General features: G+C 49.3%; 16 protein-coding genes. 15 read left to right on the forward strand and 1 reads right to left on the reverse strand.

Annotated features, from left to right (window positions below):
• Positions 1-191: 191 nt before the first annotated feature.
• The 5 genes from VIN76_RS00005 to VIN76_RS00025 are packed head-to-tail and all read left to right on the forward strand — an operon-like array spanning position 192 to position 5589.
• Positions 192-905 (forward strand): polysaccharide biosynthesis/export family protein, encoded by a 714-nt coding sequence (locus VIN76_RS00005; RefSeq protein ID WP_332039758.1) that lies wholly within the window; start codon positions 192-194, stop codon positions 903-905.
• A 23-nt stretch (positions 906-928) separates the two neighbouring features.
• Positions 929-3136, forward strand: coding sequence for a GumC family protein (locus tag VIN76_RS00010; RefSeq protein ID WP_332039759.1), 2208 nt, complete (start codon positions 929-931; stop codon positions 3134-3136).
• 25 nt (positions 3137-3161) lie between these two features.
• Entirely contained in the window at positions 3162-4334 is a 1173-nt protein-coding gene (locus tag VIN76_RS00015; RefSeq protein WP_332039760.1) for a hypothetical protein, read from the forward strand.
• An 11-nt stretch (positions 4335-4345) separates the two neighbouring features.
• Positions 4346-4939, forward strand: coding sequence for a sugar transferase (locus tag VIN76_RS00020; RefSeq protein ID WP_332039761.1), 594 nt, complete (start codon positions 4346-4348; stop codon positions 4937-4939).
• Positions 4936-5589, forward strand: coding sequence for a NeuD/PglB/VioB family sugar acetyltransferase (locus VIN76_RS00025; protein ID WP_332039762.1), 654 nt, complete (start codon positions 4936-4938; stop codon positions 5587-5589). The genes VIN76_RS00020 and VIN76_RS00025 overlap by 4 nt, the downstream gene beginning before the upstream one ends.
• 13 nt (positions 5590-5602) lie before the next feature.
• Here VIN76_RS00025 and VIN76_RS00030 read toward each other — a convergent pair whose 3' ends face one another.
• Entirely contained in the window at positions 5603-6778 is a 1176-nt protein-coding gene (locus tag VIN76_RS00030; RefSeq protein ID WP_332039763.1) for a DegT/DnrJ/EryC1/StrS aminotransferase family protein, read from the reverse strand.
• Between the two features lie 521 nt (positions 6779-7299).
• Between VIN76_RS00030 and wecB the strand changes: the two genes are divergently transcribed.
• From wecB to pseI, 10 genes are all read left to right on the forward strand, one after another.
• Positions 7300-8415, forward strand: a complete 1116-nt coding sequence (gene wecB / locus VIN76_RS00035; protein WP_332039764.1) for a non-hydrolyzing UDP-N-acetylglucosamine 2-epimerase — start codon at positions 7300-7302, stop codon at positions 8413-8415.
• A 41-nt stretch (positions 8416-8456) separates the two neighbouring features.
• Entirely contained in the window at positions 8457-9692 is a 1236-nt protein-coding gene (gene wecC, locus VIN76_RS00040; RefSeq protein WP_332039765.1) for a UDP-N-acetyl-D-mannosamine dehydrogenase, read from the forward strand.
• Between the two features lie 6 nt (positions 9693-9698).
• Entirely contained in the window at positions 9699-10916 is a 1218-nt protein-coding gene (locus VIN76_RS00045) for a glycosyltransferase family 4 protein (RefSeq protein WP_332039766.1), read from the forward strand.
• 98 nt (positions 10917-11014) lie between these two features.
• A complete protein-coding gene (gene pseB / locus VIN76_RS00050) occupies positions 11015-12013 on the forward strand; it encodes a UDP-N-acetylglucosamine 4,6-dehydratase (inverting) (protein ID WP_332039767.1) in 999 nt (332 codons plus the stop codon).
• On the forward strand, positions 12013-13176 hold the full coding sequence (pseC, locus tag VIN76_RS00055; protein ID WP_332039768.1) for a UDP-4-amino-4,6-dideoxy-N-acetyl-beta-L-altrosamine transaminase: 1164 nt from the start codon (positions 12013-12015) through the stop codon (positions 13174-13176). The genes pseB and pseC overlap by 1 nt, the downstream gene beginning before the upstream one ends.
• Entirely contained in the window at positions 13146-14795 is a 1650-nt protein-coding gene (locus VIN76_RS00060) for an aldo/keto reductase (RefSeq protein ID WP_332039769.1), read from the forward strand. The genes pseC and VIN76_RS00060 overlap by 31 nt, the downstream gene beginning before the upstream one ends.
• Positions 14795-15592, forward strand: a complete 798-nt coding sequence (locus tag VIN76_RS00065) for an SDR family NAD(P)-dependent oxidoreductase (protein ID WP_332039770.1) — start codon at positions 14795-14797, stop codon at positions 15590-15592. Before VIN76_RS00060 ends, VIN76_RS00065 begins: the two co-directional genes overlap by 1 nt.
• Entirely contained in the window at positions 15586-16692 is a 1107-nt protein-coding gene (pseG, locus tag VIN76_RS00070; RefSeq protein WP_332039771.1) for a UDP-2,4-diacetamido-2,4,6-trideoxy-beta-L-altropyranose hydrolase, read from the forward strand. Before VIN76_RS00065 ends, pseG begins: the two co-directional genes overlap by 7 nt.
• The gene (pseH, locus tag VIN76_RS00075) at positions 16682-17206 is read left to right on the forward strand and encodes a UDP-4-amino-4,6-dideoxy-N-acetyl-beta-L-altrosamine N-acetyltransferase (protein WP_332039772.1); all 525 of its coding nucleotides are present in this window, start codon (positions 16682-16684) and stop codon (positions 17204-17206) included. Before pseG ends, pseH begins: the two co-directional genes overlap by 11 nt.
• On the forward strand, positions 17203-18270 hold the full coding sequence (gene pseI, locus VIN76_RS00080) for a pseudaminic acid synthase (RefSeq protein WP_332039773.1): 1068 nt from the start codon (positions 17203-17205) through the stop codon (positions 18268-18270). Before pseH ends, pseI begins: the two co-directional genes overlap by 4 nt.
• Positions 18271-18273: the final 3 nt, after the last annotated feature.

Consider the following 18273-nt stretch of genomic DNA (forward strand, 5'->3'; position numbering starts at 1 on the left):
CCCTCGTTAATCGCCCTGTTTGCGGTGATGGCATGTATTTTTAGCGATAGTATGCAGGCTGTTCAGCGCAATGCAATTAAAGCCCAATCATAAACCTTACATATTGTCATTAGGCTCACCTCGTCTATGAACAGTTTACGCAATAAACGGTTTCGTCTAACCGGGCTCAAAATCTATGGAAACTTTTGATAATGATGAAACGCCTATCCATCTTATTCTTGGCTCTCCTATTACCCGCCTGCGGTGGACCGACCACGCTAGGTGGCAGCCCAGACGTAACAGTCGTATCTAACGCAGAGGGGCTTCCCGAGCCAACACGACTGGATTTGCTCAGTTCCAATCGTCCTTATCTGATCGGGCCGTTTGACAAGCTTAAAATCGACGTTTTCGGTATCGAGGATTTGAGCAAGGAAGTTCAGATTGATGCCAGCGGCCGCCTCTCGTTCCCCCTCATCGGTGTCGTCGAGGCGTCCGGCCGAACCCCGGGCGAACTTGCCGATGAACTGGAGAAACGATTGCAGGGCCGCTATGTCCGTGATCCCCAGGTCACGGTCAACCTTGAGGAAACCGTGAGTCAGGTTATTACGGTTGACGGTCAAGTCGACGAGCCCGGATTATACCCCGTTATTGGCCGCATGACTCTTATGCGCGCCGTGGCGACAGCGGGCGGCACATCCGAATTTGCAAAGCTGAATGATGTCGTGATTTTCCGGAGCGTCAATGGCGAGCAACTGGCCGGACTCTACAACCTGAAAGATATTCGCCGCGGCGCTTATACTGATCCTGAAGTCTTTGCAAATGACGTCATTGTTGTGGGCGATTCGCAGGCGCGGCGTATGTTCCGTGACCTGATTCAGGCATCTCCGCTGATCACGACCCCGCTGATCATATTGTTTAGAAGATAATAGATGGTACAGACAGTCTGCGTATGAACAACATTTTATCTAGCGATAGTTTATCTAATGGTGGCCGGACCGTCTCAGCTGACGTCGATCCTTATGAGGATGTGGCTCACGAAACGCCGATATTGATCCAATATTGGCAAGCCGTGCTACGCCACAAGATAGCGATTGCGATTATCGTGGCCGCATGTATCGCACTCGGCATTATAATCACCTTGCTTATGACGCCTTATTATACGTCAACGGCAATGGTCGAGATCAGCCGCGAACAGGATAAGGTCACGAATGTCGAGGGCGTCACGGCATCCGATAGCGTCGGGCAAAATCTGGAGTTTTACCAGACGCAATATTCCTTGCTGGAATCACGCTCCCTTGCCGAGCGCGTTGTCCGTGCCAGAAATCTCTCTGCCAACGACCGCTTTTTTGAAACCTTCAATGTCGATGCGGACAATAGTGGGCTGCTGGCTGGCGGTTCAAATGCACAATCCGCCGCACAGCGTGACGCCCGGTTCAAACTTGCGGCAGATATTCTGCAAGAGCATATCAGCATTTCGCCGATCCGCGGCTCCAGTCTGGTGGAAATCAATTTCGAGAGCCCCAGCTCAGCACTTTCGGCACAGATTGCCAACACATGGGTTGAGCAGTTTATTGCATCCAACCTGGACAGGCGTTTCAGTTCGACCGCCGATGCCCGTAAGTTTCTTGAAAAGCAATTGGCAGAATTGAAGCAAAAGCTTGAAGATTCGGAACGTAATCTATCCGCTTATGCTGATAATAAAGAGATTATTACGCTGACGTCGGAACAGACCCCGGACGGCAAAACCGTTTCCCGGAAAACACTCGCTTCTGCAAATCTGGAAGCTCTGAATTCCGCCTTGGCACAAGCAACTGCCGACAGGATTGCCGCTGAAAGTGAAGCCCGTGGGCGGGCAGGTAACAAGCTTGCTCTTAGCAATAGTACACTTAATAACCTTCGCGAAGAACGCGCAAAGGTTCAGGCCGAATATGCCAAACAGCTGGTTCTGTTTGAACCGGAATATCCAGCTGCAAAAGCGCTCGCCACACAGATTGCCGCCCTCGACAAGAGCATCGCTGCCGAAGAAACACGTTCCCGCACGGGTACGTCTTCTCGCTTTCAGGAAGCGCTGGAGCGTGAGCAGCAGCTGCTTGCCCAGGTTAATTCATTGAAAGATGAATTTAGCGGGGAGCGACGCGACTCCATCCAGTATAATATTTTCCAGCGCGAGGTGGACACCAACCGCCAACTTTATGACGGCTTGCTCCAGCGATACAAGGAAATCGGCGTAGCAGGTGTTGGCACCAATAACATATCCGTTGTTGACCGCGCTCAACCGTCAAAATCGCCTTCAAGCCCCAAGCTTATTCTCAATATCGCGCTTGCAATGTTGGCTGGCCTTGGCTTGGCCGCGGCATATGTGTTCATCATGGAACAGATTGACCAAACGATCAAAGATCCGTCCGACCTGAAATCAAAGCTTGGTATTGCGCCGCTTGGTTCGATCCCGGACCTGGACAAGGATGATATAATCAGTTCCCTCAGCGACAAAAAATCGGTCGCATGGGAAGCCTATCTTTCGATCCGCACAAGCCTCGCCTTCCTCACAGATCATGGTGTGCCAAGGTCGTTCTTGCTTACCAGTACGCGGCCCAATGAAGGTAAAAGTACGTCTGCTCTCGCCCTTGCGGCCGTCCTTGCGAGTACCAAGAAGCGGATATTGCTTATCGATGGCGATATGCGTAATCCATCCCTGCATCAGATGCTGGGTGAAAAAAACACGAATGGCCTGAGCAATTATCTGGCAGGTGACAATGATCTGGACAAGTTGATTCACAAAGAAAGCGCTTATGGCTTTGACGCCATGGCGGCAGGACCAATACCACCCAATGCCGCGGAGCTTTTAAGCAGCTCACGCATGAGCGAGCTTGTCGCCAAGCTTACAGAAACTTATGATACCGTCATAATTGACGCCCCGCCGGTTCTGGGACTTGCGGATATTCCATTGCTGGCCGATTCCGTGGAGGGTGTGATCTATACAATTGAAGCAGGCGGCGTGAAACTGCGCGGTATCCAATCGGCGATTCAACGTGTCCGCAGCTCTCACGCTCATATATTTGGCGGCATCGTGACCAAAATCCAGCCTCAACATTCCGGTTATGGATATGGTTATGCCTATCAGTATAGCTACGGAAACAAAGTCGCCGATCCAGCCTGAAGCTGTTATAGGAAACTAGGTTGCTATGTTAAAAACCGGCATCATATGGATATCAGGTCTGGCGATCGCTCTGGTTTCCGGGCTAACGGCCATGGGTGCAATCGCAAAGAACAAGGCCCCCGAACTGGCCATCGCCCTGCCCCCGACGAACGGGTATGCTGCCGAAAACATAGCGTCAAAATCTGTCCAGATAGCCATTGCGGAAAATGCAGGGCAATTCCCTGACCAGATAGATCCAAAGGTGAGCGAACTTGCCCGGCAAGCCTTTATTGCTGAACCTGTGACACCCGAAGCGGTTGCAGTGCTTGCGCTGAGCGGAGCGGACCAGAGCAAGCGCGAGCTGATGGGCAAAGCATTATCGCTCACACGGCGGCAACCGCTCATCACCGCGTGGATGATCGCCGATAGCGGAGCGCAAAAAGACATTCCGGCTCTTTTGAACCATTATGACAGTATGTTACGCACGAACAGCTCTGCTGCATCAGCAATCATCCCGGTGATGGCAGAGGCACTTGCCGACGAAAGCTTCATAGCGCCATATACCAGTTTGCTGGAAAAACAGCCGCCCTGGGCGTCCCAATTCTGGGGAGCCGTAGTGCGCACACCAGTATCCGTAGTCAATGCCGCACTCTTGCGCGAGGCGCTGTACAAGCCGGATGAGAATGACGACATCTACCGGGACGCTGGCCTGATCCGCACACTCGCCTTCAACCAGCATTTCGAGACAGCCGAAGCTTTATACCATCTTTTAGCAGGTCAGAAAGAAACCAGCTCTTTCGTAAAAAATGGATCTTTCGATGCAGAGCCGGAATTTTACCCCATCGATTGGCAGCTATTCTCAACCGGAGAATATGGCGCTGCAGTCACGGGCGGCAAGCTACAATTAAGCGCTATCCAGAACTCCGGCGGCCTGTTTGCAAGGCAACTCGTCAAATTGCCGGCGAAGATAGTAAAACTGGACATAAAACCCCGCGATCCCATCCCTGACAATGCGCGGATAATCGTCAGCCTGAGATGCGCGCAAGCCATGGATAACGCGCCGCGAACCATTAGAATTCCCTTGGAACGAGAAATCACGGATCTTCAAATAAACAACGCAAATTCGGGATGCAGCTTTTATTGGATGGAAATCAGTGGCCGCGCTTCGGAAAATGGGGGTGGTTTTGATATTGCGCTGGATTCCATCTCACTGCGATAGGGTAGGCGGCAATGAAACGCACATTCGATTTTGTTACAGCACTGGCCGCGTTACTGATACTATTTCCTGTGATCCTCTTGGTCGCCATTCTCAATCGTATCTATCTCGGTAATCCCGTATTATTCATCCAACAGCGGCCCGGTCTGGGTGGAGAACCGTTTAATCTGCTGAAATTCCGGACGATGAAAGATGCCGTTAATGCAAAAGGTCATCCGCTACCGGATGCGGAACGGCTAACCCGCTATGGCAAATTCTTGCGTAGCACTAGTCTGGATGAACTGCCTGGCCTTTGGAATGTTATCAAGGGGGAAATGTCCCTTGTAGGGCCGCGCCCTTTGTTAATGGAATATCTGCCGCTCTATACCAAAGAACAAGCCCGGCGGCATGATGTTCGCCCCGGAATCACCGGATGGGCTCAAGTAAACGGTCGCAATGCCATAAGCTGGGACGAAAAATTTGCGGCCGATATCTGGTATGTGGATAATCAGTCTCTGGTGCTAGATTTAAAAATTCTTGCGATGACAGTGTTCAAAGTACTCAAAAAAGACGGAGTAAGCGCTGAAGGTGAGGCCACAATGCCGAGATTTAGAGGCACTTTGCCGTGACAACATCAATTCTCTATGGTGTTTATGGTGCCTCTGGATGTGGCAGAGGTGTCGCTCCCCTACTTGAGGAGCAGTTGCAACATCAAGCCGAGGCCGAAATCGTCTTTATCGACGATGGTCGTTCAGGTGAAGTCGTAAACAGCCTGAATGTCTTGTCCTACGAGCATTTCATACGATCAAAAATTGCAGAGAAACGGGTAACCATAGCAATTGCAGATGGCTTGGTTAGAAAGCGGCTTGCCGAGCGATGTACCTGCGATGGTGTCGAATTCTATACGATTGCTGCTAGACAACATATATCCATGAAAGATGTCATGGTCGGTGAGGGAGCGATATTTTCTCCGTTTACCACGGTTACGAGTAACATTCGTATCGGAGATCACTTTCACTGCAACATAGGAAGCTACGTTGAGCATGATTGCGTCATCGGCGATTTTGTTACGTTTGCGCCAGGAGTCAAATGCAATGGCAATGTGCATATTGGCGACGGAGCCTATATCGGTTCAGGGGCTATCCTAAAGCAGGGAACACCCGATAAGCCACTTGTTATCGGGGCTGGCGCAACTGTTGGCATGGGTGCTGTTGTTACAAAAGATGTTGCCCCCGGCGCCACCGTTATCGGCAATCCAGCACGCCCATTGGTAAAATAATGCTAGGCCAGATCTACTGCGTAGCTTTCTCAAACGACTGCCGAACCGCGCTGCAATATCCTTCGAGTTGATCTTCGGTAATTGAAGGATGTGTCAGAAACATGATACTCGTTTCGCCAAGTTCACGAGCGGCGGGCAAGCGTTGTTCGGGACGCCAGCCTGTTCCGTCAAAAGCCTTTTCCAGATAGACTTCGCTACAACTGCCTTGAAATGCCGGATAGCCCTGCGAGACTATATCTTCGATGATCCGGTCTCTAGTCCATCCGGATTTAAGTCCGTCCGGTTTAATGTAGTCATATTGACGGTAATAGGCATGCGTGAATCCGGGGCCGGGATCAGGCACACGGACGGCATCGGGAAAGGTTTGTAAAATAGCTTGCAATGCACGCGCGTTACGTGTGCGAAGAGCCGTCCATTCCGCCATGCGTGTAAGCTGAATCCGCCCGATTGCGGCCTGCATTTCCAGCATGCGCCAGTTTGTACCGAAACTTTCATGCAACCAGCGAAAGCCCGGTGGATGTTCACGATTATATACCGCGTCCCAGCTTTTCCCGTGATCTTTATATGACCACATCCGGCTCCAAAGCTCTTCGTCGTTGGTGGTCACCATACCGCCCTCACCACCGGTGGTCATGATTTTATCCTGACAGAATGACCAGGCTCCAACATGGCCTATGGATCCGACCATAGCATCACCAACTTTCGCACCGTGCGCCTGCGCGCAATCTTCGATGACGAACAGATCATGCTGCTTCGCAAGCGTCATGATACCATCCATATCACACGGCCAGCCGCCAAGATGCACCGGTATTATCGCTTTGGTTTTAGGAGAAATGACCTCGTTGACTGTGCGGGGACTGATATTCCCGCTATCCAGTTCGACATCAGCAAAAACCGGGGTAGCTCCTATCGTGACCACCGATGATACAGAAGCAATAAACGTGCGCGGCGTTACGATCACTTCGTCGCCGGGCCCGATGCCTAGAGCTTGAAGAGCCAAATCCAGGGCAACTGTACCATTGGCCAGGGCAATGGCGTGCTTCACATTGGTCCAGTTGGCGTATTCCTGCTCGAATTTACGGCCTATATCTCCGGTCCAGTAATTGACCTTATTCGATGCGATTACATCACGCACTGTATTGGCTTCCTCAGTTGAGAAATTGGGCCATGATACAATTTTAAAAACCATTGTGAAAACCGGCACCTCTATTAAATTTAGCTGTTAGTAGTGTAGGCTTAAGACGATTTTCAAGGTCAAGCCCCAGTCGAATGAACGTGCTTCTAAAGCGTTGATTTGTTGCAGTCATATGCTATCGAATAGCCATTATGCAACGGCTATTGCCTTCGAGCACCGTACAGGATTAATGATGGCGCTCTTTGAGCATATGAATTGCGATCAAACACTACGCCTTCACGATTTACAACCGTTGTTGCACTCAGATGACTCTGTGTGGGTTCTTAACCGATCCTCACCGGCATCGATCTTTGCCACATCCCGTTCTACCGTAAACTGGTTGACACATTGCCTCCTTATTGCAGACGCATCCGTAAAGATTATAGTCAACTTCTCCGCCGAGAAAAGGATGGCCTCAGGCAGCAAACAAGCTATTTGGGAAGGATAATTCGCATAAACTTTTTTGTTATTTCTTCCGTTTCTGCCAAAATTTCTTGGCGCAGTGTCAAAACTTCTTGTACGAAAAAGGGTAATTCATGAAAATCATGAGTGTATTTGGTACTCGCCCAGAGGCCATCAAAATGGCACCCGTCGTGAAAGCGCTGGAGGCCGATAGCCGTTTTGAAAGCTTTGTTTGTGTAACGGGCCAACATGCAGAAATGCTTGAACAGGTAAACGATCTGTTCGGGATAACTCCCGATAGAGACCTGAAAATAATGAAAGCAGGTCAGGGATTAACTCATATCACCACCGCTATTTTGGAAGGCATGGAAGCTATACTGGCGGAAGTCCAACCAGATTATGTGTTGGTTCATGGTGATACCACAACGTCAACTGCTGCCGCGTTGGCCGCATTCTACGCAGGTATTCGGGTCGGTCACGTCGAAGCTGGGCTACGGACCCATAATTTATTGTCGCCATGGCCCGAAGAGGCTAACCGGCAAATAACGGGTCGGCTCGCAAGCCTCCATTTTGCACCGACGCCTTTGTCGCAAGACAATTTGCTCAAGGAAAATGTGTCATCTTCCAGCATATATGTAACCGGGAATACAGTTATCGACGCACTTCTAATGGTAAAAGAGAGGCTAGACCAAGATACCAAACTTGATGCAGAACTTAGCGGGAAGTTCCCATTTCTGGACAACTCCAAGAGGTTGATACTGGTCACTGGGCATCGCCGGGAAAACCATGATGGCGGAATTGAACGCGTGTGTGAAGCTCTCACCGAAATAAGTCGCCGCGGCGATGTGCAGATACTCTACCCTGTACATCTCAATCCCAAGGTGAAGGCCGCAGTTGATAAGGTTTTGAATGGTGTGAAAAATGTCTTCCTGATCGAACCGCAATCCTATCTACCTTTTGTCTGGCTGCTCAACAAATCTCATATAGTGGTAACTGATTCCGGCGGAATTCAGGAAGAAGCACCAAGCTTTGGCAAACCCGTCCTAGTAACACGCGATACGACGGAACGTCCTGAAGCGGTCGATGCCGGAACCGTTGAACTAGTTGGAACAGACACTGCCATGCTCTTGAGAGAGGTCAATCATCTGCTAGATGACGAGCAGGCATATCTTGAAATGTCACGTGCCCATAATCCTTATGGGGACGGCAAGGCTGCGGCTCGTATCGCGGATGTACTGGCCGCACAATAAAATTCACGATTTATACGATTTGAATCAGACAGGATAATTAGATGCAACGGATTTCAGTTCTGGGCCTCGGCTATGTGGGCCTGCCAAGTGCGGCGGTTTTTGCCGATAGCGGCCTGAACGTCATAGGCGTGGATATTGATAGCAAGGCCGTGGAGACGATCAATAGCGGCAAAGCGCATATTATCGAACCGAATCTTGATGATTTGCTCCACAAAGTGGTCGGTAATGGCAGCCTGCGCGCTACGACACAGGCTGAAAAAGCAGACGTGTTTGTGATCGCGGTGCCAACGCCGTTCAAGGAAGGCAATCAACCAGATCTGCGTTTTGTGAAATCTGTTGCGGATATGATTGCGCCGCTGCTTGAAGCGGGAAATCTAGTGATTCTGGAATCGACCAGCCCTGTTGGTGCAACTGAACAACTTGCCGGGTGGCTCCGCGATGCCCGGCCGGATCTCAAGATTCCTAAACTGGACGGCGCAGAAGGCGATATCAATCTGGCTTATTGCCCGGAACGGATATTACCCGGTAAAGTGATAGAGGAAGTCGTTAATAATGACCGCGTGATTGGCGGCATGACACCAGCATGTAGTGAAGCTGCAGTGCGCTTTTATAAATATGCCGTTAAGGGCGAGTGTCATGTGACAAATGCTCGTACGGCTGAACTGTGTAAATTGTCAGAAAATTCGTTTCGCGATGTAAATATTGCCTTTGCCAATGAATTATCGGTGATTTCTTCCAAGCTTGGGGTAGATGTTTACGAACTGATCGCGCTGACCAACCGTCATCCGCGCGTTAATATCCTTAAACCCGGCACAGGCGTAGGTGGCCACTGTATTGCAGTGGACCCTTGGTTTATCGTAGATAGCGCTCCTGAGGAAGCACGGATCATCCGCACCGCGCGCGAAGTAAATGATAGCAAACCCGGCTGGGTGGTCGATCAAGTTGCGAAACTGGCCGAAGGCATGGATAAACCGACCATCGCATGCATGGGCCTAGCCTATAAGCCAGATGTTGATGATTTGCGTGAGAGCCCTGCGGTTCAGGCCGTAAAATTGCTCGTCGGTAAAGCTATTGGGAATACCGTTGTCTGCGAACCGTTTGTTGATACATTGCCGGAATCGTTAAATCAGTCGGGAGTTGAACTGATGGACGCTAACCAAGTATGCGATAAAGCGGATATTATTGTATTTCTGACCGCGCATGACCAGTTTCGGCATATTTCCCCGCATCAATTACAAGACAAAATTGTTTTTGATGCGTGCGGACTTACAAAGTAGCAACACGTGAAGATACTTTATTTCCACCAGCATTTTTCAACTCCTGCGGGTTCAGGAGGCACACGCTCATATGAAATGGCCCGTCGCTTACTGTCTTCGGGGCATGAAGTCACAATGATTTGCGGCAGTTCTGCTAATGGCAAAACCGGTATTGATAAGCCATTTGTCAAAGGCAAACGCCGCGGCCTTGTTGATGGAATAGATGTGATCGAATTTGATCTACCCTATAGCAATAAAGACGGATTTCTGAAGCGCAGTGCTTTGTTCATGAAATTTGCGCTTCGGAGCATCAGTATCGCGCTAAGAGAACCTACAGACATCGTTTTTGCCACCAGCACACCCCTGACTGCAGGTATTCCTGGTATCTTTGCGAAATGGATAAGGCGTAAACCTTTTGTCTTTGAGGTACGCGACCTTTGGCCGGAATTACCTAAAGCGATGGGAGTTATAACTAATCCAATCGTACTATGGGCAATGGGCGTTCTGGAATGGGTGAGCTATAAATCTGCTGATCGCCTTGTTGGGCTTAGCCCAGGGATCGTGGACGGTATAGCGCGCTATGTACCGGATCGTAGCAAAATCGCTCTTATTCCGAACGGCTGTGACCTGGAATTATTTGCCGGTGATGCCGAGCAGTGGCGGCCCGAAGGAGTTAGTGATAGCGACTTCATGGCGATATTTACCGGGACCCACGGAAAGGCCAACGGTCTTGGTGCCGTTATAGATGCAGCAGCTATATTGCACTCGCGAGGGACAAAGGGCATAAAAATTGTGCTGGTCGGGGATGGAGCAGAGAAGACGTCGCTAGTTGAACGGGTGGAGAAAGAGGGATTGGGGAATATTGTGCTCTTCCATGACCCCGTACCAAAAAATCACCTTGCAGGATTACTTGCATCAGCGGACGTAGGTCTGCAGATTCTTGCTAATGTTCCGGCATTTTACTATGGGACGTCGCCCAATAAATTTTTCGACTATTTAGCAGCAAGATTGCCGGTATTAACAAATTATCCGGGCTGGATTGCAGATTTGGTCGAAAGCAATCAATGCGGCATCGCAGTTCCTCCTGCAAATCCGGAATTGTTTGCACCCGCCCTAATCAACTTAGCAAACACAAGTAAGATTGAACGAAATGCTATGGGGGAACGTGCGCAAAATCTGGCAAATGATCAATTCAACCGCGATTATCTTTTTGCTATGTTTAATAAACATCTTTTAGGATTCTAAATCAAAGAAACAGCACTCTTCAATTCTTACTTTGGTCGATAAACTTGCGATAGTGAAAAACCGCCTTCCCCCTGGAACAATGCAGTCAAGGAATAAAAATGTTAACCGACAAAACGATTTTAGTCACTGGTGGTACCGGATCTTTCGGCCACACCTTCGTTCCAATGACCCTGGAAAAATATAATCCTAAAAAAATTATCATCTTTTCTCGCGACGAAATGAAGCAGTGGGAGATGGCGAAGCAGTTTGAAGGTGATAGTCGTGTCCGGTTTTTCATCGGCGATGTTCGGGACCGTGACCGTTTGTATAGAGCCCTTGATGGCGTGGATGTAGTTGTACACGCCGCCGCGACAAAAATCGTTCCCACAGCTGAATATAATCCTTTTGAATGCGTAAAAACCAACATCAACGGCGCCATGAACCTGATCGATGCTTGCATCGATAAAGGCGTCAAGCGTGTGGTTGCTCTATCAACAGATAAAGCCAGCAGTCCGGTCAATCTGTATGGCGCAACCAAGCTTGCATCCGATAAGCTGTTTGTTGCAGGAAACTCCTATAGCGGTGCTCATGATACGCGTTTTGCGGTCGTGCGCTATGGTAATGTTATGGGGTCACGGGGTTCAGTCATCCCCTTCTTCCTGTCCGTACGGGATAGCGGCGTCATTCCGATTACCGATGACCGCATGACCCGATTCATGATCTCGTTAGAGGAAGGTGTGGAATTGGTTTGGCACGCCCTAGATGATATGGAAGGCGGCGAAATCTACGTTAAAAAAATTCCATCTATGAAAGTGACAGAGCTTGCCAAAGTTGTCGCTCCGGATGCTGAATTCAAAATCGTCGGCATACGCCCCGGAGAGAAATTGCATGAGCAAATGATAAGCCCCGAAGATTCCTATTATACCTATGAATATGGTGAACATTTCAAAATATTGCCGACCATTAACGGATGGGCGAACTGCCCCAAAAGGATAAAAGACGGCAAGCGCGTGACTGAAGGTTTTGAATATTCCAGTGACAATAATTCTGAATGGATGAGCCCCGATCAACTTGCGGACTGGGTTGCTGCTAACCAGCAGAAAATCGGAAAAATTTAATGGCCCTGATACCATATGGGCGGCAAGATATTACTGATCGTGATATTGACGAGGTCGTGGCCGTTTTAAAATCTGATTTTTTAACGCAAGGCCCAATGGTACCGCAATTTGAGAATGTAGTAGCTGAATATTGCGGCGCGAAATATGCACTGGCAGTAAATAGCGCCACATCAGCCCTCCATATAGCTTGTCTGGCACTGGGCTTGCGCGAAGGCGATCAATTGTGGACAACACCAATCACATTTGTGGCCTCGGCTAATTGCGGACTTTATTGCGGTGCAAAGGTTGATTTTGTCGATATTGATCCGCGAACATATAATCTTTGTCCAGAGGCACTCTCTCAAAAACTGGAGAAGGCTGAGCGTGAAGGGAATTTGCCCAAGATTGTTGTAGCAGTCCATTTGTCGGGTCAGCCCTGCGATATGGAGGCGATTAAAAAACTTTCCGATCAATACGGTTTTTACATCATTGAAGATGCCTCGCATGCGATTGGCGGGAAATATAAAAACCGCCCGATCGGCAACGGGGAATATAGCGATGTAACCATATTCAGTTTTCACCCGGTCAAAATCATTACTACGGGCGAAGGCGGCATGGCTTTGACTAATGATGCGAAAATTGCAGCAAAAATGGACTTGCTGCGCAGCCACGGCATTACTCGCGACACCAAATTAATGGCTAACGAACCTGATGGCGCATGGTATTATGAGCAAATCGACCTAGGCTTTAATTATAGAATGACCGATTTGCAGGCGGCTCTCGGATTGTCTCAGATTCAGCGACTAGACAATTATGTGGCACAACGCCACAAACTGGCTCATCGCTACGACAAACTATTGGCCGAGCTGCCCTTGGTGCTTCCGTGGCAACATCCCGACAGCTATTCCGGGCTTCATCTTTATATTGTGCGGCTTAATCTTGATCAAATATCCTCATCCCACAAGCGCATTTTTGATCAGCTGAGAGAACAGGAAATAGGGGTGAATTTGCACTATATCCCGATATACCGGCAGCCCTATTACGCACAATTTGGATACTCCCAATCGGATTTCCCTCAGGCTGAGGCTTATTACAGCGAAGCGATTAGCATTCCCATGTTTGCAACTTTGACAGAGGGTCAACAGGATACAGTTTGCCAGACATTGGAAGAACTATTGGTATGAAGGCTATCGCTGTATTGCAGGCTCGCACAAACTCTTCCCGGCTTCCAGGTAAAATATTATTGCCTGTTTGCGGGATACCGATTGTTGTATTAGCGGCGAAACGCGCAGCCAATAAGCAGCGACATGTTATCGTTGCGACATCCACCGAACCTAGTGATGACCTTTTAGTATCTGTTTTAAAGCAACATGAAATTGAAGTTTTCCGCGGCAGTTTGGAAAACACACTGGGTAGATTTATCGGGGCAATTGGCGATTGTGACGATGAAACGCCGGTAATACGCCTGACTGCAGACAATCTATTGCCCGATGGCGAGTTTCTGGATGCGATTGAAGCTGATTTTATAGCGCGCGATTTGCAATATTTGTCCTGCAACAGCAAATCAGGTCTACCTTATGGGGTTAGCGCAGAGATTATCCGCGCTGGAGCTTTGCGGGCCGCAGCTAATAGCACCGATGCCCCTTATGATCTTGAACATGTTACACCTTGGGTCGTTCGTAAATACGGCATGGAGACTTATCGACCAGAGCAGGACGTTTCGATGCGGAACTATCGCTGTACAGTTGATACCCTTGATGACTACCTGCATGTCGCCAAGATTTTTTCTGACACCCAAGACCCGGTTTCGGAACCTATGTCACAATTACTGGAAGTGATGCGGGGTATGGGTGAACGTCCCCGAACAAATATTGACATGTCAAAATTTGTCCTGGGAACAGCTCAGATGGGGCTGGATTACGGTATTAATAACGCAACAGGTCAGCCAAGTATCAGCGCGGCCAGACATATCATCAGAACCGCTATTATGAACGGCGTAGCACAGCTTGATACTGCTCGTGCCTACGGTACAAGCGAGACGGTCGTAGGGAACGCTCTGGACAGTGGATGGAAAAGCCGCTGCAAGATTATCACCAAGATTGACCCTCTTGAATCCTGTTCTGCAGATACCCCGCCCGATATTGTAAAACGTTTTGTTGATGCGAGCGTATTCCAGTCATGCCGCGAGTTGAAGGTCCAGCGTTTGGACACTGTGCTTTTACATCGCGCAGCTCATCGAACAAAATGGGATGGCGCTGCATGGCAGCAGCTGCAAAAGCTACAACGGGAAGGTGTGATCGAAAGCTTGGGCGTCTCAATACAAAATCCGGTAGAATTGATTGATGCACTAACCGATAATTCGGTTGACCACATACAAATGCCTTACAATCTTTGTGATTGGCGGTGGACGGATGCAATAGCCGAACTGAAGGGCGTTAAACGCTCCAGAGGCCTGACTGTGCACACAAGAAGCACATTCTTGCAGGGCTTACTTCTATCCAGAGATAACAATCACTGGAAACGCGCGGGTGCGGATAATGGGTCAGAGATGATTGCATGGCTGGATCAACAAGTTAAACTTCGGGAACGCCGTGATCTGGCGGATCTGTGCCTTGCATATGTCAATGCACAAGATTGGATTGACGGAATTGTAATGGGCGTAGAAACTATAGATCAGCTTTTTGCCAATTTTACAGCCTTTTCATCCCCGCCGTTATCGCAGCAACAAGTTGCAGAAATGGAACAAAGCAGACCGCAAATGTCAGAAAATCTTCTTGATCCATCTCAATGGCAATCAACATAATGACTGTTCAGAATTTATTTAACCTGGAAGGGCGAACAGCACTCATAACAGGGGCTACGGGCTATTTGGGCGAACAAATGAGCTGGGCCCTGGCGGGTGCGGGAGCGCTGGTTCTGATTAATTCTCGCAGCCACTCAAAAGCCTCTGCCCTTGCTGACAAGATATGCCAGGCCGGCTTTCGCGCCCGTGCCGCAGCTTTCGATATTGTCGAGGAAAAGGACCTGAAAGCGACACTCGATGAAGTCACTCAAGGGGCTTTGCACATATTAATCAATAATGCCTATTCCGGAGGTTCCGGAACAATATCAACGGCATCAGCCAAAGATTATACCGACAGCTATAACGTCTCGGTGGTAGCAGCACATAACCTTATACAGGCGGCACTCCCATTGTTGCGGGAAGCCGTAAAAAGCGTCTCGGATGCTTCTATCATAAACATATCTTCCATGTATGGCATGGTTAGTCCCGATTTACGGATTTATAAGAATAAACTTCACGCAAATCCGCCATTTTATGGCACTGCAAAGGCTGCGCTTCTACAACTGACAAAATATGCCGCCTGTGAGTACGGGCCAGAGGGTATCCGGGTAAACTGCCTCTCACCGGGACCTTTTCCCAATCCGGATGTCCAGGAAGCCCAAGCTGATTTTATCGCTGATCTATCAAATAAAGTACCCATGTCACGGATTGGTCAAGCTCATGAAATCCAGGGCCCCGTCGTGTTTTTAGCTTCATCAGCGTCTTCTTTTGTAAACGGCGCGAATATTCCGATCGATGGCGGCTGGACCGCATGGTAAAGAAAAAAACTGCCGTCTTTCGGGCTGATGCCTCTCAGAAGATTGGCAGCGGGCATGTCATGCGATGTTTGACGCTGGCAGACTTGTTGCGTGAAGAGGGTTGGGCGACATATTTTATCTGCCGCGACCATCCGGGGCAAATGTCCGATACGTTAAAAGCTGCGGGCCATGTTGTTCATCTACTCGATCACAAACAAGCCACCGAGAGTGATATAGAACCGGACTATTCCGGCTGGCTTGGTACCAGTCAGGGCGATGATGCAGACGCAACGATCAAGTTCCTGAAAGATTTGCATGCGGATTGGGTCGTTGCGGACCATTATGCACTGGACTATGAATGGGAAAGTGCGGTTGCTCCATATTGCGACCATTTGATGGTTATCGATGATTTGGCCAATCGCAAGCATCAGTGTGATTTGATTCTGGATCAAACCCATGGCCGGATGCCAGCCGACTATTCGGCCCTTGTACCTAAGGAAGCACGCATATTATGCGGTGCCACATACGCGCTGCTGCGGCCCGATTTTGCCGCCATGCGCGAAACCAGCTTGCGTAACAAGTCACGCGACACGGTTAGCCATATTCTTATAAGCATGGGCGGGAGCGATCCTGACAATATCACTCACGATATATTGGGCCTTTTGAGCGATTTCCCACTTCCAGAAAAATGCAAAGTCACGGCTGTAGTCGGAGCTCAATCCCGGCATTTAGCTTCCCTGACGGATTGCGCCAGATCCCTGCCGTTCCCCTGCGATCTATTGTCTAACGTGACCGACATGGCCGCCTTGATGGCCTCCTGCGATCTTGCTATCGGTGCCGCCGGATCAACCTCTTGGGAGCGTTGTTGCCTAGGTCTGCCGAGTATAATGATAGTATTGGCAGATAATCAAAAATTAGTGGCTCAAAATCTGGAAAATAGTGGTGCTGCATTCATCGTCGAAAATGCAGGTCTGATAGAACGTGAATTTCCCCAATATATAAATTTGCTATTGTCTGACCCCCAGCTACGCAAAACGATGAGTATAGTTTCTTCGCATATTGTAGACGGGCTCGGCCGTGAGAGAGTGGCCTTTTCTATGGAAGAATTTAATGCCAGCTAATACAGATTTTGTAAGGCGGATGTGCCAAGATGACCTAGATATGGTCCGAAGCTGGCGGAATCATCCTGACGTCCGAAAATTTATGTATAAGAACCATGAGATAAGCGCCGAGGAGCACTCTGCCTGGTTCAGCAAAGCAAAGTGCGATCCCAAACGACATTTGCTTGTATATGAGCACCAGAATCAAGCTACTGGTTTCATTAACTTGCACCAAGTCGCAGATGGAGGCATAGCGGACTGGGGCTTTTACCTCGCTCCGGATGCAAAGCCGGGGACCGGAGCGAAAATGGGTTTATGTGCTTTGGATTATGCTTTTACTACGGCTGGCTTCCATAAAATATGCGGACAGGCAATCGCATATAATGAACGATCCTCCAACTTTCACCTTAAGCTCAATTTCCGCAAAGAGGGCATATTACGTGAGCAACACTTTGATGGCTCACGCTATCATGATGTAATCTGCTTTGGTTTGTTAAAAGACGAATGGGATAAAAATAAGGTAGCCCTTTTATGACTTCTGCACCGGATATAAAGATTTGTGGCCGTCCCATCGGCCTAGACCATTCGCCATATGTTATTGCCGAATTGTCAGCAAACCATAATGGCAGTATGGAAACGGCACTACGCATCGTGACAGAAGCAGCGAAGGCCGGCGTGGACGCGATTAAAATACAAACCTATACGGCTGATACCATCACCCTGAACAGTGACGCACCTGATTTTCGTATCGAAGGCGGCCTATGGGACGGGGAAACGCTCTACAAGCTTTATGAGCGTGCTCATATGCCTTGGGAATGGCATAAACCATTATTTGAGGCTGCCAAAAAAGCTGGGATTCCAATGTTCAGCTCTCCCTTTGATACGACAGCGGTTGACTTGCTCGAAGACCTGAACGCTCCTGCCTACAAAATCGCATCTTTCGAAGCCATAGATCTGCCCCTGATCCGCTATGTTGCAGGGACGGGCAAACCGATGATAATCTCGACAGGCATGGCGGATGCCCAGGAAATTGAAGAGGCTATTGCGGCTGCGAAAGACGGCGGATGCCGCGAGCTTGCCATTTTACATTGCGTTAGCGGATATCCAGCGCCTGCCGAAGATTATAATCTTCGCACTATTCCGGATATGATTGAGCGTTTTGGCCTTGTTACGGGCCTTTCGGATCATACTTTGGACAATAGTACCGCTATCGCATCTGTTGCGCTTGGTGCTTCAATCATCGAAAAACACTTTACGCTGGACCGCAATGGCGGTGGCCCTGATGATAGCTTCTCACTGGAGCCCGACGAACTGATGGCGCTATGCCGCGACACTAAGACGGCCTGGTCGGCGTTGGGCGAAGTCAATTATGGCCGCAAATCCAGTGAAAACGGAAATGTAAAATTCAGGCGGTCACTCTATTTCGTAAAGCCATTGCGCGCGGGCGATGTCATAACAAGGGATGCTGTACGTAGCGTTCGTCCCGGTTTCGGATTACCGCCTAAAATGCTGGACGAGGTAGTGGGGAGAACCGTTAATCGTGACATTGAGCCTAACACTGCCATTATCAGGGAAGTGCTTGCAGATCTGCAAAGTTGAGTG

Source organism: Parasphingorhabdus sp. (assembly GCF_036568145.1).
In the GTDB taxonomy this organism is placed as follows: domain Bacteria; phylum Pseudomonadota; class Alphaproteobacteria; order Sphingomonadales; family Sphingomonadaceae; genus Parasphingorhabdus.

Bases quoted from the DNA above. Each gene is read 5' to 3' on its own strand.
- wecB (WP_332039764.1), top strand. From the start codon at position 7,300: ATGAAAATCATGAGTGTATTTGGTACTCGCCCAGAGGCCATCAAAATG.
- pseC (WP_332039768.1), top strand. From the start codon at position 12,013: ATGGCCCTGATACCATATGGGCGGCAAGATATTACTGATCGTGATATT.
- wecC (WP_332039765.1), top strand. From the start codon at position 8,457: ATGCAACGGATTTCAGTTCTGGGCCTCGGCTATGTGGGCCTGCCAAGT.
- pseI (WP_332039773.1), top strand. From the start codon at position 17,203: ATGACTTCTGCACCGGATATAAAGATTTGTGGCCGTCCCATCGGCCTA.
- VIN76_RS00010 (WP_332039759.1), top strand. From the start codon at position 929: ATGAACAACATTTTATCTAGCGATAGTTTATCTAATGGTGGCCGGACC.
- VIN76_RS00005 (WP_332039758.1), top strand. From the start codon at position 192: ATGATGAAACGCCTATCCATCTTATTCTTGGCTCTCCTATTACCCGCC.
- VIN76_RS00030 (WP_332039763.1), bottom strand. From the start codon at position 6,778: ATGGTTTTTAAAATTGTATCATGGCCCAATTTCTCAACTGAGGAAGCC.
- pseH (WP_332039772.1), top strand. From the start codon at position 16,682: ATGCCAGCTAATACAGATTTTGTAAGGCGGATGTGCCAAGATGACCTA.
- VIN76_RS00020 (WP_332039761.1), top strand. From the start codon at position 4,346: ATGAAACGCACATTCGATTTTGTTACAGCACTGGCCGCGTTACTGATA.
- pseB (WP_332039767.1), top strand. From the start codon at position 11,015: ATGTTAACCGACAAAACGATTTTAGTCACTGGTGGTACCGGATCTTTC.
- VIN76_RS00015 (WP_332039760.1), top strand. From the start codon at position 3,162: ATGTTAAAAACCGGCATCATATGGATATCAGGTCTGGCGATCGCTCTG.
- VIN76_RS00065 (WP_332039770.1), top strand. From the start codon at position 14,795: ATGACTGTTCAGAATTTATTTAACCTGGAAGGGCGAACAGCACTCATA.
- pseG (WP_332039771.1), top strand. From the start codon at position 15,586: ATGGTAAAGAAAAAAACTGCCGTCTTTCGGGCTGATGCCTCTCAGAAG.